General features: G+C 62.6%; 20 protein-coding genes. 10 read left to right on the top strand and 10 right to left on the bottom strand.

Annotated elements, in window-relative coordinates:
* The first annotated feature begins 44 nt into the window (after nucleotides 1-44).
* Both INQ47_RS04155 and INQ47_RS04150 read left to right on the top strand, forming a co-directional pair.
* A complete protein-coding gene (locus tag INQ47_RS04155) occupies nucleotides 45-1,787 on the top strand; it encodes an autotransporter assembly complex family protein (RefSeq protein WP_404701231.1) in 1,743 nt (580 codons plus the stop codon).
* Nucleotides 1,784-5,458 (top strand): translocation/assembly module TamB domain-containing protein, encoded by a 3,675-nt coding sequence (locus tag INQ47_RS04150; protein ID WP_404701168.1) that lies wholly within the window; start codon nucleotides 1,784-1,786, stop codon nucleotides 5,456-5,458. Before INQ47_RS04155 ends, INQ47_RS04150 begins: the two co-directional genes overlap by 4 nt.
* A gap of 22 nt (nucleotides 5,459-5,480) precedes the next feature.
* On the opposite strand, the gene INQ47_RS04145 is transcribed toward INQ47_RS04150, so the two are convergent.
* The 4 genes from INQ47_RS04145 to INQ47_RS04130 all read right to left on the bottom strand — a co-directional run bounded on the left by INQ47_RS04145 (nucleotide 5,481) and on the right by INQ47_RS04130 (nucleotide 7,907).
* On the bottom strand, nucleotides 5,481-6,035 hold the full coding sequence (locus tag INQ47_RS04145; RefSeq protein ID WP_404701167.1) for a DUF2589 domain-containing protein: 555 nt from the start codon (nucleotides 6,033-6,035) through the stop codon (nucleotides 5,481-5,483).
* A gap of 76 nt (nucleotides 6,036-6,111) precedes the next feature.
* On the bottom strand, nucleotides 6,112-6,756 hold the full coding sequence (locus tag INQ47_RS04140) for a DUF2589 domain-containing protein (protein WP_252459724.1): 645 nt from the start codon (nucleotides 6,754-6,756) through the stop codon (nucleotides 6,112-6,114).
* Nucleotides 6,757-6,816: 60 nt separating this feature from the next.
* Nucleotides 6,817-7,197: a Mor transcription activator family protein gene (locus INQ47_RS04135; RefSeq protein WP_003248057.1), complete on the bottom strand. Its 381-nt coding sequence runs from the start codon at nucleotides 7,195-7,197 to the stop codon at nucleotides 6,817-6,819.
* A 251-nt stretch (nucleotides 7,198-7,448) separates the two neighbouring features.
* Nucleotides 7,449-7,907, bottom strand: coding sequence for a hypothetical protein (locus tag INQ47_RS04130; RefSeq protein WP_404701166.1), 459 nt, complete (start codon nucleotides 7,905-7,907; stop codon nucleotides 7,449-7,451).
* Between the two features lie 151 nt (nucleotides 7,908-8,058).
* On the opposite strand from INQ47_RS04130, the gene INQ47_RS04125 reads away from it, so the two are divergent.
* Nucleotides 8,059-8,247 carry a hypothetical protein gene (locus INQ47_RS04125; RefSeq protein WP_003248064.1) on the top strand — a complete coding sequence of 63 codons (189 nt, stop codon included), beginning with the start codon at nucleotides 8,059-8,061 and terminating at the stop codon, nucleotides 8,245-8,247.
* A 36-nt stretch (nucleotides 8,248-8,283) separates the two neighbouring features.
* Here the strand turns inward: INQ47_RS04125 and INQ47_RS04120 are convergent, their stop codons facing one another.
* Entirely contained in the window at nucleotides 8,284-8,658 is a 375-nt protein-coding gene (locus INQ47_RS04120; RefSeq protein ID WP_404701165.1) for a fe2+ zn2+ uptake regulation protein, read from the bottom strand.
* Nucleotides 8,659-8,854: 196 nt separating this feature from the next.
* Here INQ47_RS04120 and INQ47_RS04115 point away from each other — a divergent pair, with 196 nt between their 5' ends.
* Nucleotides 8,855-11,167: an acylase gene (locus INQ47_RS04115; RefSeq protein WP_404701164.1), complete on the top strand. Its 2,313-nt coding sequence runs from the start codon at nucleotides 8,855-8,857 to the stop codon at nucleotides 11,165-11,167.
* Between the two features lie 81 nt (nucleotides 11,168-11,248).
* Here INQ47_RS04115 and INQ47_RS04110 read toward each other — a convergent pair whose 3' ends face one another.
* The gene (locus tag INQ47_RS04110; protein ID WP_404701163.1) at nucleotides 11,249-11,971 is read right to left on the bottom strand and encodes a UDP-2,3-diacylglucosamine diphosphatase; all 723 of its coding nucleotides are present in this window, start codon (nucleotides 11,969-11,971) and stop codon (nucleotides 11,249-11,251) included.
* Nucleotides 11,968-12,468 carry a peptidylprolyl isomerase gene (locus INQ47_RS04105; RefSeq protein ID WP_252459728.1) on the bottom strand — a complete coding sequence of 167 codons (501 nt, stop codon included), beginning with the start codon at nucleotides 12,466-12,468 and terminating at the stop codon, nucleotides 11,968-11,970. The genes INQ47_RS04110 and INQ47_RS04105 overlap by 4 nt, the downstream gene beginning before the upstream one ends.
* Before the next feature lie 248 nt (nucleotides 12,469-12,716).
* On the opposite strand from INQ47_RS04105, the gene INQ47_RS04100 reads away from it, so the two are divergent.
* Together INQ47_RS04100 and cysS are read left to right on the top strand one after the other, a co-directional pair.
* On the top strand, nucleotides 12,717-14,420 hold the full coding sequence (locus INQ47_RS04100; RefSeq protein WP_010953806.1) for a glutamine--tRNA ligase/YqeY domain fusion protein: 1,704 nt from the start codon (nucleotides 12,717-12,719) through the stop codon (nucleotides 14,418-14,420).
* A gap of 9 nt (nucleotides 14,421-14,429) precedes the next feature.
* Entirely contained in the window at nucleotides 14,430-15,812 is a 1,383-nt protein-coding gene (cysS, locus tag INQ47_RS04095; protein WP_103444506.1) for a cysteine--tRNA ligase, read from the top strand.
* 129 nt (nucleotides 15,813-15,941) lie between these two features.
* Here cysS and INQ47_RS04090 read toward each other — a convergent pair whose 3' ends face one another.
* The 3 genes from INQ47_RS04090 to csiR all read right to left on the bottom strand — a co-directional run bounded on the left by INQ47_RS04090 (nucleotide 15,942) and on the right by csiR (nucleotide 18,761).
* Nucleotides 15,942-17,333 (bottom strand): sensor histidine kinase, encoded by a 1,392-nt coding sequence (locus INQ47_RS04090; RefSeq protein ID WP_404701162.1) that lies wholly within the window; start codon nucleotides 17,331-17,333, stop codon nucleotides 15,942-15,944.
* Nucleotides 17,311-17,991, bottom strand: coding sequence for a response regulator transcription factor (locus INQ47_RS04085; RefSeq protein ID WP_003248078.1), 681 nt, complete (start codon nucleotides 17,989-17,991; stop codon nucleotides 17,311-17,313). The genes INQ47_RS04090 and INQ47_RS04085 overlap by 23 nt, the downstream gene beginning before the upstream one ends.
* Nucleotides 17,992-18,065: 74 nt before the next feature.
* Nucleotides 18,066-18,761, bottom strand: a complete 696-nt coding sequence (gene csiR / locus INQ47_RS04080; RefSeq protein ID WP_021782394.1) for a DNA-binding transcriptional regulator CsiR — start codon at nucleotides 18,759-18,761, stop codon at nucleotides 18,066-18,068.
* Between the two features lie 195 nt (nucleotides 18,762-18,956).
* Here csiR and glaH point away from each other — a divergent pair, with 195 nt between their 5' ends.
* The 4 genes from glaH (at nucleotide 18,957) to INQ47_RS04060 (ending at nucleotide 23,822) form a co-directional block, all read left to right on the top strand.
* Nucleotides 18,957-19,934 (top strand): glutarate dioxygenase GlaH, encoded by a 978-nt coding sequence (gene glaH, locus INQ47_RS04075; RefSeq protein WP_404701161.1) that lies wholly within the window; start codon nucleotides 18,957-18,959, stop codon nucleotides 19,932-19,934.
* Between the two features lie 114 nt (nucleotides 19,935-20,048).
* Complete coding sequence (gene lhgO, locus INQ47_RS04070) at nucleotides 20,049-21,299, top strand: L-2-hydroxyglutarate oxidase (protein ID WP_404701160.1); 1,251 nt, start codon at nucleotides 20,049-20,051, stop codon at nucleotides 21,297-21,299.
* A 150-nt stretch (nucleotides 21,300-21,449) separates the two neighbouring features.
* Nucleotides 21,450-22,841 (top strand): GABA permease, encoded by a 1,392-nt coding sequence (gene gabP, locus INQ47_RS04065; protein WP_404701159.1) that lies wholly within the window; start codon nucleotides 21,450-21,452, stop codon nucleotides 22,839-22,841.
* Nucleotides 22,842-22,928: 87 nt separating this feature from the next.
* Nucleotides 22,929-23,822 carry a PA4780 family RIO1-like protein kinase gene (locus INQ47_RS04060; RefSeq protein WP_021782398.1) on the top strand — a complete coding sequence of 298 codons (894 nt, stop codon included), beginning with the start codon at nucleotides 22,929-22,931 and terminating at the stop codon, nucleotides 23,820-23,822.
* Nucleotides 23,823-23,879: the final 57 nt, after the last annotated feature.

Raw genomic sequence — 23,879 nt, 5'->3', positions numbered from 1 at the left:
CCAGGCGGCTCCCTTGAGCGCCTGGCTCTGGTAGCATGCGCCGCATGACGTATTCAGGAAGATTGACCTGGGGCCTGGTTTTCTGGGTCGCCAGTTTCGCAGCATGGGGCCAGAGCGAGTTGTTGGTAAAGGTGAAGCCGGCCAACAAGGCGCTCAAGGCCAATGTCGAAGGCTATATAGGTACCTTGGGTGACCGCGACGAAGAAGCACTTTTGCGCTTCAGTCGCGGGGCAGAGGAGCAGGCGCGCAAAGCGGCGCAGGCACTCGGCTACTATCAGGCGCAGATCGATACCGAGGTCAAGCCCGCCAGCGACGCAGACCATCCCCCACAACTGATCATCAGCATCAACCCGGGCGAACCGATTCGCCTGCGCAACGTGACTGTGCGCATCGAGGGCCCAGCCAGCGAGATGAAGGCCTTCCGCGTGCCTGACAGCAAGGCGCTGCGGGCGGGTGAACAGCTCAATCACGGCCATTACGAGGATGCCAAGCGGTTGATCCAGAACCAGGCGTCGCGCTATGGCTTCTTCAGTGGGCGCTTCAGTAGCCAGCGCCTGGCCGTCGACCCGCAAGCCGGTGTGGCCGATATCGACCTGGTCTACCAGAGTGGCCCGCGTTATCGCCTGGGCGCCGTCACCTTCGGTGGCGACACGCCGCTGGACGAGGACCTGCTGCAGCGCATGGTTTCGTTCCAGCCGGGCACCCCTTACGACTCGGAACTGATCGCAGAACTGAACAACGACCTGCAATCGAGCGGCTATTTCGAAGGCGTGCGCGTGGATGCGGCGCCCACTGCTGCTGTGGGCGAAGACATCCCGGTGGATGTTCACCTGCAAACCCGTAAACCACGCACCATGGGCCTTGGCCTGGGCTTCTCGACCGACGTCGGGCCACGCGGCAAGGCCAACTGGACCCGCCACTGGGTCAACCCGCAAGGCCACAGCTATGGCTGGGAAACCGAACTGTCGGCACCGCGCCAGAACGTCGGCCTGTGGTACGACATTCCGCTCGACCCGCCGCTGACCGACAAGCTGCGCTTTGCCGGTGGCTACCAGAACGAGGAGCTTGCCGGCACCGACACGCTCAGCAAGCTGTTGACGGTCGGCCCTGAGTGGCACAGCAAGCTGCCCAGCGGCTGGCAGCGGGTGATTTCGCTCAAGTACCAACGCGAAGAATATCGCCTGGGTGACGACTCCGGTTTGAGCAACCTGTTGATGCCGGGCGCCAGCTATTCCTTCCTGCGCAGTGACAACCGCATCGACCCGCACAACGGCTATCGCCTGCAGTTCGATGTTCAGGTCGCCAAGGAAGGGCTGGTTTCCGACACCAACCTGCTACACGGCAACGTATTGCTCAAAGGCCTGACCACGCTCGGCCACAACCACCGCTTTCTTGGGCGCGTACAGTTTGGCGGCAGTGCGACCAATGGCTTCAAGAACAACATTCCGCCGTCGCTGCGTTTCTTTGCGGGCGGCGACCAGAGTGTGCGCGGTTACGACTACCAGACCCTGTCGCCGAAGAACAGCGACGGTGACCGTATTGGCGGGCGCTACCTGGTGGCAGGCAGTGTCGAGTACCAGTACTCGCTGACCGAAAAATGGCGCGTCGCGACGTTCGTCGACCAAGGTAACTCGTTCAACGACCTGGAACTGCCCAGCCTCAAGACCGGCGTCGGCTTTGGTGTACGCTGGGTATCGCCGGTCGGGCCGCTGCGCCTGGACCTGGCCAAGGCGCTGGATGACGAAGGGGGCATTCGCCTGCACTTTTCCATGGGGCCCGAGCTGTGAAACGCGTGATCAAATATATTTCACTGGGCCTGCTTGGGGTCGTCGCGAGCGTGGGCCTGGTGCTCGGCTTGCTACTGGGTACCCAGGCCGGCAGCCGCTGGGCACTGGGCAAGGTGCCTGGGCTTGAAGTGGCCGACTTCCAGGGGCGCCTGGCGGGCAGTTGGCAGGCCAGCCGGCTGAGCTGGGCCGACGCCGGCAGCAAGGTAGAGTTACAAGCGCCGTTGCTGGCCTGGTCGCCGGCTTGTTTGCTGCGCGCTACCTTGTGCATTGACCGGTTGCAGGCAGACCGCATTGACATGGCCTTTGCGCCAAGCACCGAACCGGCCGAGAGCGCCCCGCTGGAATTGCCGACCCTGCGCTTGCCGCTGGCCATCGAACTAGGAGAGGTCAAGGTCGGGCAGTTGCGCCTGGATGGCAGTGACCTGCTTGGCGACTTGCAACTGGCTGCGCACTGGACCCACAGCGGGATACGCATCGACAGCCTGCGGCTGCTGCGCGACGACCTGCAATTGAGCCTGCAGGGTGACCTGCAACCCGAAGGCGACTGGCCGGTGCAATTGCAGGCGCAGTTGCAGTTGCCTGCGGTAGACGAAAAACCCTGGCAACTGGCGCTGACGGCCAATGGCCAATTGCAGAAGACGTTGGAACTCGCCGGCACCAGCAGTGGTTACCTTGATGCCACATTGAGTGGGCAGTTGCAGGCATTGGCCGAGCACCTGCCGGCGACCTTGAGCATCCGCTCCGAGGCGTTCAAACCGGCTGGTGCGTTGCCTGACACCCTGCAATTGAACGCGCTCGAGCTCGATGCCAAGGGCGATCTGCTCGATGGCTATCAACTGTCTGGCAGGGCCAGCCTGCCGGCCGAGCAGTCACCCATCGCCTTGGTCCTGTCCGGACTGGTCAACAGTAAAGGGGCCAGGCTCGATGCCCTCGACCTGACCGCCGGCGACAGCCAACGGGTCAAGCTGCAAGCCACGGCTGACTGGCAGCAAGGCCTGAGCGCCGATGCGCAGCTGGACTGGCAGGACTTCCCGTGGTTGCGCCTGTACCCACTGGAAACACCCCCCGAGGTCACGCTCAAGCGCTTCAATACCCAAGTGCATTATCGCGATGGCAATTACCAGGGCACCTTCATGGGTGACCTGGATGGCCCGGCGGGAGCATTCAGCATAACCAGCCCGTTCGAAGGTGACCTCACCCAGGTGAAACTGCCACAGTTGGCGCTGACCGCCGGCCAGGGCAAGGCAGCCGGGAGTGTCGCCTTACGTTTTGCCGACACCCTGGCCTGGGAGGTCGACCTGCAGCTGTCTGCGCTCGACCCGGCCTATTGGCTGGCCGAACTGCCCGGTACCTTGGCGGGGCCACTGCGCAGCAAAGGCGAACTGAAAGGCGATGCACTTACCCTCGATGCCCAGCTAGACCTCAAAGGCCGTCTGCGTGGCCAGCCAGCCATGCTCAAGGCCGAGGCCCAGGGGGCAGGGCAAAACTGGACCCTGGGCGCACTGGCCATCCAGCTGGGTGACAACCGCATCAACGGCAGTGGCAGCCTGCAACAGCGCCTGGCTGGGCGAGTCGACCTTGACCTGCCGCGCCTGGGCCAGCTGTGGCCAAGGTTGCAAGGCCGGGTCAAGGGCCGGCTGGATGTCGCCGGCACCTTGCAGGCCCCGCAAGGTACGCTGAGCCTGCAGGGCCAGCGCTTGGCCCAGGCCGAAAACCGTCTGCAGCAGTTGGACCTGAATGCTCGCCTGGACAACGCCCAACGCGGTGTAGTCGAGCTCAAGGCAACCGGTATCCACCTGGGTGACACAGTCTTGGGCACGCTGCAGGCCAACGGCAAAGGCGACATTCGCCAACAGGCATTGACCCTGGCGCTGGACGGCCCGCAGCTTAAGCTCGACCTTGGCCTGGATGGCCAGTTGAACAAAGGTGACTGGCGCGGGCGCCTGGCCACTGGCCGAATCCAGGCCGGCGGCCAGGACTGGCAGTTGCAGGCGCCTGCACGCCTGCAGCGGCTGGCCAGCGGCCAGCTCGACTTCGGGGCCCACTGCTGGCGCTCCGGCCAGGCAAGCCTGTGTGGCGATGATCAGCGGCTCGCCCCCGAACCGCGCCTGCGCTACCACCTCAAGCAGTTCCCGCTGGGCAGCCTGGCCCAGTGGCTGCCGAAGGACTTTGCCTGGCAAGGCCTGCTCAATGCCGATATCAACCTGGACATCCCGGCCAGCGGCCCCAAGGGCACTGTCGTTGTCGATGCCAGTGGCGGCACCCTGCGCGTGCGCGACAAAGGCCGCTGGATCGATTTCCCTTATCAGGCCCTGCGCCTGGACAGCACGCTGGCACCGCGGCGCATCGATACGCGCCTGGCGTTTCGCGGTGAGCGCCTGGGTGAGCTGAACGTCAACGCCCGGCTCGATCCGCTGGGCAAGAACAAACCGTTGTCGGGTGATTTCCGCCTGGCCGGGCTGGACCTGTCGGTGGCCCGCCCATTCGTGCCCATGGTCGAACGCCTGGCCGGGCAGCTCAATGGCAGTGGTCGGCTTTCAGGCACCTTGCTGGCACCACAGGTCAACGGCAACCTGATGCTCAGCGGTGGCGAAGTCAGTGGTGCCGAGCTGCCGGCCAGCCTTCAGGACCTGTCATTGCAGGCGCTGATTGCCGGCGAGCAGGTGCAGCTCAACGGCAATTGGCGCAGTGGCGAGGCGGGACGTGGCCAGTTGAGCGGCAACCTCACCTGGGGGCAGGCACTGGGCATGGACGTGCGTCTGCAGGGCCAGCAACTGCCGGTCGCGGTAGAGCCCTACGCCACATTGGAAGTTGCCCCGGACCTGACCTTGCGCCTGGTCGATGACCAGCTGGCGGTGACCGGCAAGGTGCAAGTGCCCAAGGGCAAGATCACTGTACGTGAGCTGCCGCCGTCCACGGTCAAGGTGTCGGATGACACGGTAATCGTCGGTCACCAGACCGAGGAAGGCAAGCCACCCATGGCAATGGCCATGGACATCGATGTCGAAGTCGGCCGCGACAAGCTGTCGTTCAGCGGCTTTGGGCTAACCGCCAACCTGCTTGGCCATGTGCACATCGGCGATAACCTTGATACCCGTGGCGAACTGAGCCTGGCAGACGGCCGCTACCGCGCCTACGGTCAGCGCCTCACCATACGCCGGGCGCGTCTGCTGTTCGCCGGCCCGATCGACCAGCCATACCTGGACATCGAAGCGATCCGCAAGGTTGACGATGTGATAGCCGGCATCCGCCTGAGCGGCAGCGCCGAACAGCCGACGACCAACGTGTTCTCGGAGCCGGCCATGAGCCAGGAGCAGGCGCTTTCGTACCTGGTATTGGGGCGGCCATTGGGCAATACCGGCGAAGATAACAACATGCTCGCCGAGGCGGCGCTGGGCCTGGGCCTTGCCGGGAGCGCCGGCATCACCGGCAGCCTGGCTTCGAATCTGGGGATCGACGATTTTCAGCTGGATACCGAAGGTTCTGGCAACAGCACCAGCGTGGTCGCCAGCGGTAACATCACCGAGAAGCTGAGCCTTCGTTACGGGGTGGGGGTGTTCGAACCGGCCAACACGATCGCGTTGCGTTACAAGCTGAGCAAAAAGGTCTACCTCGAGGCCGCCAGTGGGCTGGCAAGCTCACTGGACATCTTCTACAAACGCGACTTCTAGTAGGCCCGCAGCGTGGCGGCCATCAACGAACGGTGGCCGCCTCGATGAACTCGTTGGTGTCGGTTGAGGGCGGTGGAGTGCTGGCACGTACCGGGACGATCAGCTTGGTGTATTCCTCGATCAACCGGTTCAGGGCCTCTGGCGGTTCGCTTGCCTGAAACTGCATGCGGATCTGCACTTCGTCCGGGTCTCGGTTTTCGCCCTGACGGCCTTGGCCACCAATGGTGACCTTGAAGCTCGCGGCCTTGCTCTCGCTTGCGGTCAGCAGTGCCTGCTGCGCCTCGGTGCCCTTGACCCTTACCGACAGGTCGACCTGCATCCGCTCCAGGGCCAGGCCTTTCGGTGACACCAGCGCAAACAAGGGGACGCGCATGATGTGCTGCCCATCCATGGCCACCTCGACCATCTTCGCTTTCATGGGGGCGCCCAGTGCCTCGGTGTTGCACTCGAAAAACTGGTCGAACAGGTTGATGTACTGCTGGGCAATCAGGCTGTTGGTGGCACTGGCGGCTTCTTGCAGGCCACGGGTAATTTCACGCAGGTCAATGGAGGTCATGGGGGCGGGGGGCTTTTGCAAAGATTCGACTCCTCAGGCCAGGGTGTGCCCCTCCCAAAAACCGGCAGGAGGGGCAATCGGGTCAAGCGCCAGCGGTTTACGGGGTCGGCAGGTTTGCAGGCGCAGGCCGTTTCAAGGTATCCGCCTGGGAGATTTCGTCCGGGCATTCCAGTTCGGCGGTTCGGACAACGGTTGGCTTGGTCGCGGCGTCAGTGAGGAACTCGATTACCCTCATCATCGCTTCGGGCGGTTCCTGACGCTTCAGGGTCGTGTTGAAGGCATAGCGGGCGCGGGTATCTGTTTTGCGGGTTTGCGTGGATTTGTGGCTCACGCTGCCTTTCACGTTCAGCCTGAACGGTCCCCATCCCAGTGAGCCGCTAGCTTCTGCATTCATGTCCTTGCTGGAAACATCTTCCGACATCTGGTTGATAACCAGCTCGAACTCTACATTACCCTCTTCGATGGAAATGTTCGGGTGGGTAATGGCCGCCATCAGCGGCACTTTCATGGTCTTGCTGACCACGCCTTTGTATTCGCCCTGTTCGTCAACGATGGTTTCGTCGTAGTCGAACTGGATGGCGACTGCCTTGCCATCCTGGACGCATACCTGCATCAGGAAGTCGGCGTACGATTTACTCGCGGTCACCTGCGCCTGGACCATGGCCTGCAAGGGACCGGCAATCATGCGGTCCATCGGCAGGGCATTGATGACGGAGCCTATAAGGCTGTTATCTAACGACATATCGAGAAGCTCACTCTAGTGGGGTAAGGCAGCTGCAAATAGCAGCATTGTGTTTGGGCGTCAGCGCGTGCAAAGCTCCTGGCGCCGGATGTTGCCGATCTGCCGCAGGCTCAGGCCGTACTTGTTGGCCAGCAGGCTGCGGGACAAACCGTTGGCACTCTCCTTCTGGATCTGCTGGTTGCGCAGCTGACGCAGAAAGTGGTCAGCCTTGGGGATCTCCAGGGCGACCCCGGCAAAGCGCTTGATCAGTGCGTCGAGCGCTTCGGCCGGCAGCACGTCAGCGAGCTTGGTGCGCTCGCGGTGCTTGGGGATGTACTTGGGCCTGCCGCCGTAGGCGCAGGTCAGTTGGTAGGCGTTTTCGATGCCGATACAGTCGATCAGGGCCTGCAGCGAGTGGGGCAGTTGGCTGATATCGATCTGGCTCAAATCTGGCATTTGCATATGGCGCTCCTTCGGGGTAGATGGGATGTGCGACCCGATCACCCGCGGCGTTATGTCGAAGGTGTGAGCAAATTCTGTGCGACAGCCGAGGCGCGTCGCTAGGCGGCATAGGGGTTGGGGGTTGTAGTTTCGGTGAACAGGATTTGCAGGCAGCGATATCTGGCTCTGTAGGAAATGGCGTCGACATCTGTCTGTGCCGCCTGGTTTCCTGTCGGGTCACTCGCAATGATGCGGAGTGGGTGCGGCACCCCTCAATCGCACGGGTAGCTGCTCAGCAAGCTGGCGCTACCCAGATAGGCTTGAGGGGTGGCGCGCATGCCCGGCGGCAACGTGCGCCAATCGACCAGCAGGCACAGCGCGTGCAACGGCTGGCCGTTGCGCTGGCCGATGACCTGGTCGGCAAAGTGGCGGCGGTACAGTACCTGGGTCTGACGCAGTGGCTGTGCCTGGTCGGCCTGTGCCAGTGTCAGTCGGGCCAGGTCGGGTAAGCGGGCTGTGGGCACGCTGAAACGTACCGGTGCAGCATCGGTCTGCAGGTAGCCGGCCTGGCGTACGCGTTGCCACAGTTGTTGCCATTGGCTGGCACCGGCATGGGTGGCCAACTCGCGGCCCAGTTCGAGCAGGTGTTCGGCCGGCGTCTGCTGGGTGTCCAGTGCATGAAGGGAGAGCGGGGTCAGTAACAGCGATGCGAACAACAGGGGTTTGTACATGGTGGCTCCGGCGTGGGTGCTAGGGAGCCCCATGCTTTCAGGCTGACGTCACCCCACCCAGCAGGAAATCCAGCGCCGGGGGCGGTGACCGTTGTATCATTGCCGCGGCTCGTTGCGAGCCATTTGCCCCTGATGTTGCAAGGAACATTCGATGACACACGTGCAGCGCCTCAAATATTCACTTCTGATCATCCTGGTGGTACTGGGCCTTATGCTGGGCCTGTCCCACCTGCAGAAGCAGGGCACGATCAGTGAGCAGACCTTCCAGATGCTGGCCATCGCCATTGCCGTGGTGGTCGTGGTGATCAACGGCATTCTGCGGCGCAAGGTCAAGCCCTGATCTGCGCGGGCCGGCCAGGCATGGCCGGCCATGCGCTCAGCGCGACGGTGTTTGCTCCAGCACGGCGCGCGCCAGGGGGTTGAGCCTGTAACATTTGTCGCTACCCAGTTGTATGACGCCTTCGGTGCACAGGCGCTTGAGCACTTCGCGCACACTGAGGAACGACAGCGGGATACCCAGTTGTTCCAGTTGTGCGTGCACCCCACGCACGCCAATACTGCGGCCATTGCGGTCGGCGGCGTGCAAGGCATCGATAACCTTGAGGCGGATCAGGCTGGTGCGCAGGCCGAAGGTGCGCAACAGTTCGCGGATCTGTTCGTTGCCGGTTCGTTCCTCAGCAAATACGTCCTGTCCCTTGGACGCTTTGCCTGGGACTCGCCCGGCCTGGATCGAGGTTTGCGGGTTGTACATGCGAATGCTCCTTTTCGTGGACGAACCCGAAATGTGGGTGGCTCACTTACTAGGACGAATGAGAACGCAAAAACTGCAACCCATTCGTGAAAAAAATGCCTGTTTCTCATCAAGACGTTCCATCGCCTTGTAATACGTAAAATATTCATCTGGCCATTCGTCTGATCGGGATGACCCCCGAACCCGAGGAGTGCCCGTGTTTCCACTTTGCCGTCCCATGACTTGCGCCGGCCTGGCCGCTACCCTGGTGGCCTTCAGCGTCGGTGTGCAGGCGCAGCCCGCGATAGCGGATGCCAGTGCCCAGATCCGCTATACCCGTTACGGCGTACCGCATATCGTGGCCAAGGATGAGCGTGGCCTGGGCTATGGCGTCGGCTATGCCTACGCCCAGGACAACCTGTGCCTGCTCGCCAATGAAGTGCTGACCGTGAGCGGTGAGCGCTCACGCTATTTCGGCGCCAAGGGCAAGACCCTGGAGCAGCGTGACAACCTGGCCAGCGACCTGTTCTTCACCTGGCTCAATAGCCCGGCGGCGGTCGATGCCTTCCTGCAGGCGCAACCCGTGCCGGTGCAGGCATTGCTGGCGGGTTATGCCAGCGGCTACAACCGGGCGTTGGTCGAGCGCCGTCGTCAAGGGCTGCCCGCCGAGTGTGGCGATGGTGAGTGGGTGCGGCCCATCAGCAGCCAGGATCTGGTCAAACTGACCCGCCGTTTACTGGCCGAGGGCGGTGTCGGGCAGTTCGTCGAGGCGTTGGCGGGAGCGCAACCGCCAACGCTGGCCCGTCAGCAATCGTCAGCGGGCTTTGCCGCCGCTTTGGCCCGGCAGGCGCGGTTCGCCGCGGAGCGTGGCAGCAATGCTGTTGCAGTAGGCGCGCAGCGCTCAGCCAATGGCCGCGGCCTGTTGCTGGCCAACCCGCACTTCCCGTGGATGGGCGGCATGCGCTTCTACCAGATGCAACTGACCATTCCCGGCCAGCTTGATGTGATGGGCGCGGCGCTACCGGGCCTTCCGGTGGTCAACATCGGTTTCAACCAGCACCTGGCGTGGACGCACACCGTCGACACCTCCAAGCACTTCACGCTCTACCGCCTGCAACTCGACCCCAAAGACCCGACCCGCTATATGCTCGATGGCAAGTCGCTGCCAATGGCCCGGCAAACCCTCCGTGTTGCGGTCAAGGGCGCGGATGGCCGCCTGAGCCAGATTGAGCGGCAGGTCTACAGTTCGCAGTTCGGCCCGGTGGTGCAATGGCCAGGTCGCCTGGACTGGGATGCGCAGGCGGCCTACAGCGTGCGAGACGCCAATCTTGAGAACACACGGGTGTTGCAGCAGTGGTACCAGATCAACCGTGCCGACAGCCTGGCGGCATTGAAGGGATCGGTCGAGCAGTTGCAGGGTATCCCTTGGGTCAACACGCTGGCGGTGGACGAAGGGGGGCGGGCCTTGTACCTGAACCAGTCGGTAGTGCCCTATGTCGACCAGCACTTGCTGGATGCTTGCAGCAATCGGCAGGCGCAAGGGCAACTGGTGGTGCTGGATGGCTCGCGCAGTGCATGCCAGTGGAAAGTTGACGCGCAGGCGGCGCAACCGGGTATCTTCCCGGCGCGGCTGCTGCCAAGCCTGGAGCGAGACGACTTCGTGCAGAACTCCAACGACCCGGCCTGGATGGCCAACCCGGCGCAGCCGCTGACCGGCTACTCGCCACTGGTCAGCCGCAATGACCAGCCACTGGGCATGCGTGGCCGTTTTGCCTTGCAGCGCCTGCAGGGCAAAGCCCGGTTAGGTGCAGATGAACTTCAGCGCATGGTCACCGATGACGAGGTGTACCTGGCCAGCCTGGTGTTGCCAGACCTGCTGCAATGGTGCAAGGGCGCCGGCGCAGATGTGCAGGCCGTGTGCAGCAGCCTGGCCGCCTGGAACGGCAAGGCCGACCTCGACAGTGGTTTGGGCCTGGTGCACTTCCAGAACCTGTTCAGTGTGCTGGCCGAGTACCCGGAAAGCTGGCGAGTGGCATTCAACCCGGCCGACCCGCAGCACACCCCGCGCGGCCTGGCTGTCGAGCAGGCGGCGGTGAGCAGGCGGGTACATCAGGCAGCACTGGCGTCGCTCAAGCAGGTCAGTGAAAGTGGTGTTGCCGGGGAGGCGCGTTGGGGGCAGGTGCAACAGGCCCTTGATGGCACGCCAGTGCCGGGCGGTCCGCAGGCGCTAGGGGTGTACAACGCGATCTACAGCGTGCCGCACGGGCAGGGCAAGCGGCTGGTGGTGAGTGGCACCAGCTACCTGCAACTGGTCAGCTTCACCGACAAGGGGCCAGAAGCCCGTGGCCTGCTGGCGTTTTCCCAGTCGAGTGAGAGGGCTTCCGCGCATGCCAGTGACCAGACCAAGGCCTTTGCGGCCAAGCAGCTGGCGCTGATCCCGTTTACCGAGGCGCAGATCAAGGCAGACCCTGAGTACCGGGAAGTGGTGATCAGTGAGCGGGACAAGGGGGCGGTAGTCAGCCAGCCCTGAGGCGTCAGCCTGCGCCGGCCCATTCGCGGGTAAACCCGCTCCTACAGGGGCCTGCGGGCTTGCCCGCGAGGCCCTGTAATGTCAGGAAAACTCGAACGGCGCCAGCTGAAAGCCCTGCTCGTCAACCTGCAAGGCCCAACCGCGGCGATCCCAGTCGCCCAGCACGATACGCCGTGCCGGTTGGCCGTCGACCACCAGCTTGTGAATCGCCGGCCGATGGGTATGGCCATGCACCAGGGTGCGTACGCCATGCGCCGCCATCACCTTGGGTACTTCTTCTGGGGTGACGTCGACGATTTCGGTGGACTTCATCCGCGTTTGCGTGCGGCTTTCGCTGCGCAGCTTGCGTGCCAGCTTGTAGCGGGCCGACAGCGGCAGGTGGCGCAGGATCCACAGGCTCAGCGGATTGCGCAGCAGGCGGCGCATCTTCATGTAGCCCAGGTCGCGGGTGCACAGGGTGTCGCCATGCATCAGCAGCACCTGTTCACCGCCCAGCTCGATCACGCTGGGGTCGTTCAACAGCGTGCAGCCCGCAGCTTCGCAAAAGGCCTGGCCAATCAGGAAGTCACGGTTGCCATGCATCAGGTAGATGGCCGTGCCACTGTCGCTCAGCCGGCGCATGGCCTGGCAGATCCATTGCTGGAAGGGCGTCATGGCATCGTCGCCAATCCACGCTTCGAAGAAGTCACCAAGGATGTACAGGGCCTTGGCGTGGCGGGCGCGGCCATCGAGCAGATCAAGAAACGCCCGGGAAATATCCGGGCGTTCTTCTTGCAGGTGCAGATCAGAGATCAGCAGAATCACTCAATGATCTCGGCTTTCTCGATGATCACGTCGTCTGCCGGTACGTCCTGGTGGCCAGCTTTGGAACCGGTGGCGACCTTTTCGATGGCGTCGACCACTTCACGGCCTTCGATCACTTCGCCAAATACGGCGTAGCCCCAGCCTTGCACGTTCTTGCCGCTGTGGTTGAGGAAGTCGTTGTCGGAGGCGTTGATGAAGAACTGCGCCGAGGCAGAGTGCGGTTCCATGGTACGGGCCATGGCGATGCTGTACTTCTTGTTCTTCAGGCCGTTGTCGGCTTCGTTCTGGATGCTGGCGCGGGTTTTCTTCTGGCTCATGCCGGCCTCGAAGCCGCCGCCCTGGATCATGAAGCCTTTGATCACACGGTGGAATACGGTGCCATTGTAGTGGCCGTCCTTGACATACTGAACGAAGTTTTCGGTAGTCAGTGGCGCTTTCTCGGCGTCCAGTTGCAGGACGATGTCGCCGTGGTTGGTGGTCAGTTTGACTTTGGACATGCTGAAACTCGCTCTTTCAAGGCAATCAGAAATTAGGGTGCGCAGGGCGCGGGTTATCACCAGACGCAGGATCAGGCGATCGCGACACATGGCGCGCACTGGCCATTTTGCCAGGCTGCGGCAAAAAGCCGTGATAAATCACATCAGTTTGTCCGGGCGCGGCTGTCAGCAGCTTGACTGCTTCGGCTATGATAGGCCCTTTGATTCAATCGGCCTACCCAGGCTGGACACACGCATTCAAGGATCCTATGAGCAAGCCCACTGCCGACAACGCGCCCAACGCCGCTGCCAAAGGCGCCCCCGCTGTCCCTGCGAACTTCCTGCGGCCGATCATCCAGGCCGACCTGGACTCGGGCAAGCACAGCAGCATCGTCACCCGTTTCCCGCCGGAGCCCAATGGTTACCTGCACATCGGCCACGCCAAGTCGATCTGCGTCAACTTCGGCCTGGCCAAGGAGTTCGGCGGCGTCTGCCACCTGCGTTTCGACGATACCAACCCGGCCAAGGAAGACCAGGAGTACATCGACGCCATCCAGAGCGATGTCAAATGGCTGGGCTTCGAGTGGGGTGGCGACGTGCGCTATGCCTCCGACTACTTCGACCAGTTGCACGACTGGGCGGTCGAGTTGATCAAGCGTGGCAAGGCCTATGTCTGCGACCTCACCCCTGAGCAAGCCAAGGAATACCGCGGCAACCTCAAGGAACCGGGCAAGAACAGCCCGTTCCGCGAGCGCAGCGTGGAAGAAAACCTCGACCTGTTCGCCCGCATGAAGGCCGGCGAGTTCAAGGACGGCGAACGCGTGCTGCGGGCCAAGATCGACATGGCCTCGCCAAACATGAACCTGCGCGACCCTATCCTGTACCGCATTCGCCATGCCCACCACCACCAGACCGGCGACAAGTGGTGCATCTACCCCAACTACGACTTCACCCACGGCCAGTCGGACGCCATCGAGGGCATTACCCACTCGATCTGCACCCTGGAGTTCGAAGGGCATCGTCCGCTGTACGACTGGTTCCTCGACAACCTGCCGGTGCCGGCACACCCGCGCCAGTATGAGTTCAGCCGCCTGAACCTGAACTACACCATCACCTCCAAGCGCAAGCTCAAGCAGCTTGTGGACGAGAAGCACGTCGACGCCTGGGACGACCCACGCATGTCGACCTTGTCCGGCTTCCGTCGCCGTGGCTACACGCCGGCTTCGATCCGCAACTTCTGCGAAATGATTGGCACCAACCGTTCCGACGGTGTGGTCGACATGTCGATGCTCGAGTTCAGCATCCGTGACGATCTGGACCGCACCGCGCCACGCGCCATGTGCGTGCTGCGCCCGCTGAAAGTGGTCATCACCAACTACCCGGAAGGCCAGGTCGAGCAGCTTGAGCTGCCACGTCACCCGAAGGAAGACATGGGCGTGCGTGTGCTGCCGTTCTCCCGCGAGCTGTACATCGACCGCGACGACTTCATGGAAGAACCGCCCAAGGGCTACAAGCGCCTGGAACCGGCCGGTGAAGTGCGCCTGCGCGGCAGCTACGTGATTCGTGCTGACGAAGCCATCAAGGACGCCGACGGCAATATCGTCGAACTGCGTTGCTCGTACGACCCGGACACCCTGGGCAAGAACCCTGAAGGCCGCAAGGTCAAGGGCGTGATCCACTGGGTGCCGGCCGAGGGCAGCGTCGAGTGCGAAGTGCGCCTGTACGACCGCCTGTTCCGCTCGCCGAACCCGGAAAAGACTGAGGAGGGCGGCAGCTTCCTGGACAACATCAACCCTGCTTCGCTGCAAGTGCTCAGCGGTTGCCGTGCCGAGCCGTCGCTGGCCCAGGCGCAGCCCGAGGACCGCTTCCAGTTCGAGCGCGAAGGCTACTTCTGCGCCGACCTGAAAGACAGCCAGCCGGGCCGCCCGGTGTTCAACCGCACTGTCACCCTGCGTGACTCCTGGGGCAGCTGAGGAACCGCCGTGCTTACCATCTACAACACCCTGAGCAAAGCGAAAGAAACCTTCAAGCCGCTGGATGGCAACAAGGTGCGCATGTATGTGTGCGGCATGACCGTGTACGACTACTGCCATCTGGGCCATGGCCGCAGCATGGTGGCGTTCGACCTGGTCACCCGCTGGCTGCGCAAGAGTGGCTATGAGCTCACCTATGTGCGCAACATCACCGACATCGATGACAAGATCATCAACCGGGCCAACGAGAACGGCGAAAGTTTCGACGCCCTGACTGCTCGCATGATCGACGCGATGCACGAAGACGAACGCCGCCTGAACATCCTGCCGCCAGACCAGGAACCGCGTGCCACCGACCATATCGCCGGCATGCACGCGATGATCCAGACCCTGATCGACAAGGGGTACGCCTACGCGCCAGGCAATGGCGACGTGTACTACCGCGTCGGCAAGTTCGTCGGTTACGGCAAGCTGTCGCGCAAGAAGATCGAAGACCTGCGTATCGGTGCACGCATCGAGGTCGACGAAGCCAAGCAGGACCCGCTCGACTTCGTCCTGTGGAAGGGCGTCAAGCCGGGCGAGCCGAGCTGGGAATCGCCATGGGGCCCGGGTCGCCCGGGCTGGCACATCGAGTGCTCGGTGATGTCCACCTGCTGCCTGGGCGAGAGCTTCGACATTCACGGCGGCGGCAGCGACCTGGAGTTCCCGCACCACGAGAACGAGATTGCCCAGAGCGAGGCGGCCACTGGCAAGCAGTACGCCAACGCCTGGATGCATTGCGGCATGATCCGTATCAACGGCGAGAAGATGTCCAAGTCGTTGAACAACTTCTTCACCATCCGCGACGTGCTCGAGAAGTACCACCCGGAGGTGGTGCGCTACCTGCTGGTGGCCAGCCACTACCGCAGCGCGATCAACTACTCGGAAGACAGCCTGCGTGACGCCAAGGGCGCACTGGAGCGCTTCTATCACGCCCTGCGCGGCCTGCCACGGGTGGCGGCCAAGGGTGGCGAAGCCTTTGTCGAGCGTTTCAGCGTGGCGATGAACGACGACTTCGGCACCCCCGAAGCCTGTGCCGTTCTGTTCGACCTGGTGCGCGAGATCAACCGCCTGCGTGACAGCGACCCGGAAGCGGCTGCCGGCCTGGCCGGTCGACTGCGTGAGCTGGGGGATGTGCTGGGTGTGCTGCAGCTGGAGGCCGATGACTTCCTGCGTGCCGGTGCCGAAGGCAAGGTCGATGCGGCTGAAGTCGAGGGCTTGATCCAGGCGCGCCTGCAGGCACGTGCGGACAAGAACTGGGCTGAGTCGGACCGCATTCGCGACCAGCTGACTGCCATGGGGGTGGTGCTGGAAGACAGCAAGGGCACGACTACCTGGCGTCTGGCTGACTGAAGTAACTGGGGCTGCGATGCAGCCCTTCGCGGGCACGCCCGCTCCCACAGGTTGGTGCGACATTTCAGGTGTGCGCTATTCCTGTGGGAGCGGGCGTGCCCGCGAAGGGCCGCAAAGCGGCCCCAGCTTTTATTTGCCTAGACCCGCAAGCGGGCAGTGCAATACCAGCCTGGCCCCACCCAATTCGCTTTCGCCAATCTCCAGCCCGAACCCGTGCAGGTCGACGATCGCAGCCACGATCGACAGCCCCAGCCCGAAGCCGGCATGGCGGTGGCCTTCATCGCTGCGATAGAACCGTTTCAGTACAGCCGTTCGCTCTGCTTCGGGAATTCCAGGCCCGCTATCCTCGATCGCCATGTGCACGCCGTTGTCATCCTGCGTGGCGGTAATGCGCACACGACCCCCCTCGGGCGTGAACTTGATCGCGTTGCCCACCAGATTCGCCAAGGCCTCGAACAGCAGTTCGCGGTCGCCGTGCAGTGCCGGTAGCTGCGCGGGTTGGTGCAATTGCAGGTGAATGCCGCCATCCTCGGCCAACGGCAGGTAAAAATCGTGCAGTTCTACCAGCAGTTCATGCGGGTCAAGCTGGACGAAGCCGGCGCGGCGCTGGCGGTCTTCCAGCTCGCTGATGCGCAACAACCCACGAAAACGCGCCATCAAGGTGTCGGTTTCGCCGATGGCCTGGTCCAGTGCTTCGGCTTGCGCAGAATCCACGGCGCTTTGCTGGCGAATACGGTACAGCTGGGCGCGCAGGCGGGTCAGCGGTGTGCGCAGGTCATGGGCAATGTTGTCGCACACACCCTTGACCTCGTGCATCAGTCGTTCGATACGGTCGAGCATGGCATTGACGATCGCCGCAAGCATGTCCAGCTCGTCACGGCGGGCCGACAGAGGCAGGCGGTGGGTCAGGTCGCCGGCGACGATCAGTTCGGCCTGGGCCTGTATCGCACGTATACGCTTGAGCGGCCTGCGCCTTAGCAGGTACCAACCGGCAAAACCCGGGATCAGGGTCAGCGAGATGCCCCAGAGCAGGGCGTGCAGGATGATTCGGGTGACCACGAACAGCGAGCCGTTGTCACGCACCAGCACCAGCCACCGGCCATCCTGTACCTTGATTGCCACTGCGTCGCAGCTGTCGCGAGGCATGCGAGGATCGTCGGCATCCAGGCAGCGTTTCAACTCATGGATCTTGCCGTCCAGCCTGAGCTCTGGGGGCAAGGTCCGCACGCTGCCGCCAATCGGGTTGAGCTGGGGGTCGAACAGGCCGTAGGCGTCAAAGCTGCGCTCCTCGAAGGCCTGGCTGGCAATCAGGGCATCGTCCAGTTGCTTGCCGCTCATGTGTGCGAACAGGTGCTGGCGCTGCAGCATGGAGTGACGGGTGAGTTTGCTCAGGTAGCTGGACACTTCGAAATACAGCACCCCCATGAGGATGCTGCTCCAGGCCACGAACAGAAAGCTGTAGAGTGCCAGCAGGCGGCTGGTAGAGGAGCTCCAGCCCTTAGACGGGTTCAGCAATGGCATAGCCGGAGCCCCGTACCGTACGGATCAGCGGCGACTGGCCGGGGGAGTCGATCTTCTTGCGCAGGCGGCCGATGTGCACGTCGATCAGATTGGTGCCCGGGTCGAAGTGATAGCCCCAGACTTCCTCGAAAATCATCATCCGTGTGATCACCTGGCCACTGTGGCGCATCAGGTACTCCAGCAGCTTGTACTCGGTGGGCAGCAGGTTGAGGGTATTGTCACCGCGGCGCGCCTCGTGGCTGATCAGGTCCAGCTGCAGGTCGGCAACCTGCAAGCGGGTCTGGGTCATGGGCACGCTGTTGCGGCGCAGCAATACCTCGACTCGCGCGGCCATTTCGTCGGAGGCGAACGGCTTGGTCAAATAGTCGTCTCCGCCGGCACGCAGGCCGCGCACACGCTCATCGACGTCGGAGAGGGCGCTGATCATCAGGATCGGCGTAGCGATCTTGAGGTTGCGCAGGGTAGTGACGATGGTCAGGCCGTCGACCTCGGGCAGCATACGGTCCAGGGTGATCAGGTCGTAGCCGCCGGCAATGGCCTTGGCCAGGCCTTCACGGCCATTGTCGGCCCAATCCACTTCCAGGCCGTGGCTGGTAAGTTCGGCGACGATTTCCTGGCCGGTGACGGCGTCGTCTTCGATGGTCAGTACGCGAGGCATGCTGGTTCCTGGGCATCTAATGGAGATTTGATTGTGCCAAAGAATAGACAACCGGCGATTTAAGAAAAATTCATCTAGCGTGCGCCGATGCCTTCGGCATGCATGATCTGCGCGATGATTGGCACCGGTGTCATCAGGTGTGAACGCATCATGGCGCTGGCGCGTTTGGCATCACGGGCGAGGATCACCTCGACCAGTGCCGCATGCTCCTGGCGCTTGAGCGCCAGTGCCTGTTCGGAAAACACCGTCTGCGTCAGCCACAGGTGGCGGTAGCGCTCGGCCTGGTCGAACAGGTAGGTGCGTGCCTGCAGCAGGTGCTTGGAGCCGCAGCCCGAGGCAATGGCAGTATGGAACGCCTTGTGCCGCTCGTCCCACACATCCAGCCGCTGCTCGCGGGTTTTCACTTCCACCACCTTGGCCAGGGTATGCGAGTGGGCCAGCACCGACGCCTCCCAGGCGTCGTCGCCGCGCTCGATGGCCAGGGCGATGATCATCGCTTCCAGGTTGGCGCGGGCGTCGTAGATGTCGTTCATCTCATCCAGCGACATGGGCGCTACCCGGTAGCCTTTCTGGCTGATCGCGTTGACCAGGTGCTCGGCCACCAGTTGCGACAGCGCTTCGCGCAGCGGGCCCACACCCAGGTCGTAGCGTTCCTTGAGGGCGCTCATCAGCAGTTTTTCACCGGGCTTGAACACCCCGCGGATGATGTCCTGCTTGAGCCTCTCATACCCGCTGAATGCTGAGTTTTGTCGGGGGGCGAGCGCTTCCAAGATCCTGTTCCTCAAAACGTTTTGCCGATCATACCGAAACCCTCTGCCCACGAAAAACAATGGACAAACTCAAGCAGTGTCGCCGAAACATAAAAATGTAGACATTTTGATCTAGTGGCGATATTTTTACCTCGCCCGCACTGATCCAGGTCATGACCGGACGGCGCCACGTACTTTTTTAGCCAGGACATTGCCATGAACGCCTTTACCCAGATCGACGAACTTGTCATGCCGCTGCCACTCGAACCGCAGGGCTATACCATCGCCCCCTCGAAACAGTCGCCGCGCCTGCTGGAACTGACCTTTGCCCGGGAAACCGTCGAAGCGTTCGTGCAGGCCGTTGCCCAATGGCCGGTGCAGGCATTGGAGTACAAGTCGTTCCTGCGTTTTCGCGTAGGCGAGATCCTTGACGAGCTGTGCCAGGGCACGCTGCGCCCGGTGCTGCTCAACACCATCCTCGACCGCGCCACAGGCGGCATGCTGATTACCCCGGTCGGCCTGGATGATGTGAGCCAGGCCGAAGACATGGTCAAGTTCACCACCGCCTGCGCTCACCTGATCGGCCGTTCCAACTATGACGCCATGAGTGGCCAGTTCTATGCGCGCTTCGTGGTGGTCAACAGCGACAACTCCGACAGCTACCTGCGCCAGCCGCACCGGGTCATGGAGCTGCACAACGACGGCACGTTCGTGAACCAGATCACCGACTACGTGCTGATGCTGAAGATCGACGAAAAGAACATGGAAGGCGGCAACTCGCTGCTGCTGCACCTGGACGACTGGGAGGAGTGCGAGGCGTTCTTCCGTCACCCGATGGCCCGTCGCGAAATGCGCTGGACCGCACCGCCGAGCAAAAAGGTTGCCGAAGATGTGTTCCATTCGGTATTCGACACCGATGCCGAAGGCCGGCCGACCATGCGCTACATTGACCAGTTCGTGCAGCCGGAAAACTACGAGGAAGGTATCTGGCTGAATGCCTTGTCCGAGTCGCTGGAGGGCAGCGGCCAGAAAGTCTCGGTACCGGTTGGCGTAGGCAGTTTCCTGCTGATCAACAACCTGTTCTGGCTGCATGGCCGCGATCGCTTCACCCCGCACGAGGGCCTGCGCCGCGAACTGATGCGCCAGCGTGGTTACGTCGCCTTCCCCAAGCCGCTGTACCAGCGCGGGCAATAATGACAGGGCGCGGGGCGGGCGCCCGCCCACGCGTTTTTGCACATAACAATGCCACCAGGCCCCGTGCGGGCCTTGGTGAGCCTGCCAGGCAATGCCTGCGTGTGAGGTAAGGCTGTGTACGATTTCATCATTATTGGCGGCGGGATTGTGGGCATGTCCACGGCCATGCACCTGATCAAGGTCTACCCGGATGCGAAGATGCTCCTGCTGGAGAAAGAGTCTGGCCCGGCCCGCCATCAGACCGGCCATAACAGCGGCGTGATCCACGCCGGCGTGTATTACACCCCCGGCAGCCTCAAGGCGCGCTTTTGCCTTGAAGGCAACAAGGCGACCAAAGCCTTCTGCACCCAGCATGGCATCCGCTTCGATGAGTGCGGCAAGCTGCTGGTCGCCACCAACGATCTGGAAATGCAGCGCATGAAGGCGCTGTGGGAGCGCACCGCGGCCAATGGCCTGGAGCGCTACTGGCTGTCGGCTGACGAGTTGCGCGAGCGTGAGCCCAACATCGTTGGTATGGGGGGCATCTTCGTGCCGTCCAGCGGCATCGTCAATTACGCCCAGGTAACCGCTGCGATGGCCGCAGAGTTCCAGCGTGCCGGTGGCGAAATCCGCTATGGCGCAGAAGTGGTCGGTCTGCAGGAACAGGCAAGTGAAGTGATCGTGCGCACCCCGCGTGATGAATTGCGCAGCCGTTTCCTGGTGACCTGCTCGGGGCTGATGGCTGACCGCGTGGTGGGCATGCTCGGGCTGCGTACCGAGTTCGTGATCTGCCCGTTCCGTGGCGAATACTACTTGCTGCCCAAGCAGCACAATCAGATCGTCAACCACCTGATCTACCCGATTCCCGACCCGTCGATGCCCTTCCTGGGGGTGCACCTTACCCGCATGATCGACGGCACTGTCACCGTAGGCCCCAACGCCGTCCTGGCGATGAAGCGCGAGGGCTACCGCAAGACCGATGTCAGCCCCAGCGACTTGTTCCAGACCCTGACCACGCCCGGCATCCTCAAGGTGCTGGCGAAGAACTTCCGCCCGGGCCTGATCGAGATGAAGAACTCGCTGTTCAAGGGTGGGTACCTCAAGCAGGTGCAGAAGTACTGCCCGAGCATAACCAAAGCCGACCTCACGCCTTACCCGGCCGGCGTGCGTGCCCAGGCGGTGTCGCGCGACGGCAAGCTGATCGACGATTTCCTGTTCGTCAACACCGCACGCAGTGTCAACGTGTGCAACGCACCGTCGCCAGCCGCTACCTCGGCCATACCGATCGGCGCCTACATCGTCGAGAAAGTGTGCGAGCAGGTCGGCCTGCAGGGCGGCAACTTCCCCAAGGCCGACCTGTCGGCCAGCCAGAGGGCTGCCAGCTGACAGCCCAGTAACACCTTCTGCGGTTTCGTTTTACTCAACCCGTACTGCCCTGCTCACCATTCAGGGCAGGGCGGGCTTTTTCGCGCCTGCGTCGGTGACGTGCAGCCGGCGGCCCCTGCGTGGGCATGACAAAAACAACAAGGTAGCGCCATGCAAACCCACAAGAACAATTTGAGTCATGGATTGAAATCACGGCATGTCACCATGCTGTCCATTGCCGGCGTGATCGGCGCCGGGCTGTTTGTCGGCTCTGGCCGCGCCATCGCCGAAGCGGGGCCGGCCACCATCCTGGCCTATATCCTGGCGGGCGGCCTGGTGGTGCTGGTGATGCGCATGCTGGCCGAAATGGCCGTTGCCTCTCCGGACACCGGCTCGTTCTCAACCTATGCCGACCTCGCCATCGGCAAGTGGGCCGGATACACCATCGGTTGGCTGTACTGGTGGTTCTGGGTGCTGATCATCCCGATCGAGGCCAATATCGCCGCTACCATCATCAACTCCTGGGTCCCGCAGATGGAGATCTGGGTGTTGTCGTTGGTGATCACGTTGCTGCTGACGGCCACCAACCTGTTCAGCGTGAAGAACTACGGTGAGTTCGAGTTCTGGTTGGCACTGGTCAAGGTGGTGGCCATCGTCTGCTTCATCGCCTTGGGGGTTTGCGCCATTTTCGGCCTGTTGCCGGGGTCCGGCGTCAGCGGCGTCTCGCGCCTGTGGGATACCGGGGGCTTCATGCCCAACGGCTTTGGTGCGGTGCTGAGCGCCATGCTGATCACCATGTTCTCGTTCCTCGGGGCCGAGGTGGTGACCATTGCTGCGGCTGAATCCGACGAGGCGGGCAAGCATATTTCCAAGGCCACCAATTCGGTGATCTGGCGGATAACGCTGTTCTACATCCTGTCGATCTTCATCGTCATCGCACTGGTACCGTGGACCGACCCACGCCTGGCGACCGAAGGCTCTTATGTCACGGTGCTGGACACCTTGGGCGTGCCAAATGCCAAGGCAATCATCGACTTCGTGGTGCTGACCTCGGTGACCAGTTGCCTCAACTCGTCGCTGTACACCGCCTCGCGCATGGTCTATTCGCTTAGCCGTCGTGGTGATGCCCCGGCCTGTGCCCAGATAACCAGCCGCAGTGGTACACCCGTGGTGGCCGTGTTGTTGTCGACGGGAGCTGCATTCCTGGCGGTGATCGCCAACTACCTGGTGCCGGCCAAGGTGTTTGGCTTCCTCATGGCAAGCTCCGGCGCCATTGCCCTGCTGGTTTATCTGGTCATCGCCATTTCCCAGTTGCGCTTGCGCCAGCGCCTGACGGCACAGGGCAAGACACTCGGTTACCGCATGTGGCTGTTCCCGTGGCTGACCTGGGGCGTGATCCTGTTCATCAGCAGCGTACTGGTATTGATGCTGTTCCGCCCGGATCATCGCCTGGAAGTGGTCTCGACGATGGTGCTGGCGGTGTTGGTGGTCTGCTCGGGGGTGCTGGTCACCCGACGCCGGGCGCGCGGGGCGGCGGTTGCTGGCGTAGGGCAGCGCGCCTGATTCGTCTGGCCTGAAGACAGACGAGCAAGTCGCATCAGGCTGTGAGAGGATGTCCGCCAACAAAGCCAGGACCCTGAACGCAGCCTGATGAAGACACCTAAAAGAATCGAACCGTTGATCGAAGACGGCCTGGTCGACGAAGTACTACGGCCGTTGATGAGTGGCAAGGAAGCCGCTGTGTATGTGGTGCGCTGTGGCAGCGAGGTACGCTGCGCCAAGGTCTACAAAGAAGCCAACAAGCGCAGTTTCCGCCAGGCCGCCGAATACCAGGAAGGCCGCAAGGTACGCAACAGCCGTCAGGCCCGGGCCATGGCCAAGGGCAGCAAGTACGGCCGCAAAGAAGCCGAGGATGCCTGGCAGAACGCCGAAGTGGCTGCGCTGTTCCGTTTGGCCGGTGCGGGCGTAAGGGTGCCCAAGCCTTACGACTTCCAGGACGGCGTGCTACTGATGGAGCTGGTGACCGATGCCGATGGCGATGCGGCCCCGCGCCTGAACGACGTACACCTCGAAGTTGAAGATGCCCGCGCGTTCCATGCCTTCGTCATTCGCCAGATCGTGCTGATGCTGTGCGCCGGAATGGTGCATGGTGATCTGTCCGAGTTCAACGTGCTGCTCGGCCCGGACGGGCCGGTGATCATCGACCTGCCGCAGGCAGTGGATGCCGCCGCCAACAACCACGCCTTCAGCATGCTGCAGCGCGATGTGGACAACATGGCCCATTATTTCGGGCGCTTTGCCCCGGAGCTGAAAAGCACCCGCTATGCGCAGGAGATGTGGGCGTTGTACGAGGCCGGCGAGTTGCTGCCCGACAGCCCGTTGACCGGGGTGTTCGAGGATGACGAACATGAAGCTGATGTAACCGGGGTGATGCGCGAGATCGACGCCGCCCGGATGGACGACGCTCGCCGCCGTGCAGCACGCGCCGAAGCTGAGCATGGGCCGGCCAAGGCAGAGGAGGTGACGCCGCCCTGGCTGCAGTAATTTAGTGCCTGTGCCGGCCGCTTCGCGGGTAAACCCGTTCCTACGGGATTTGCAGGC

It is taken from the genome of Pseudomonas sp. 3HC3, from assembly GCF_044904505.1.
GTDB classification, from domain to species: Bacteria; Pseudomonadota; Gammaproteobacteria; order Pseudomonadales; family Pseudomonadaceae; genus Aquipseudomonas; species Aquipseudomonas putida_Y.
Note: the sequence above shows the minus strand (reverse complement) of the source record. Positions and strands in the feature narration are given on the sequence as shown.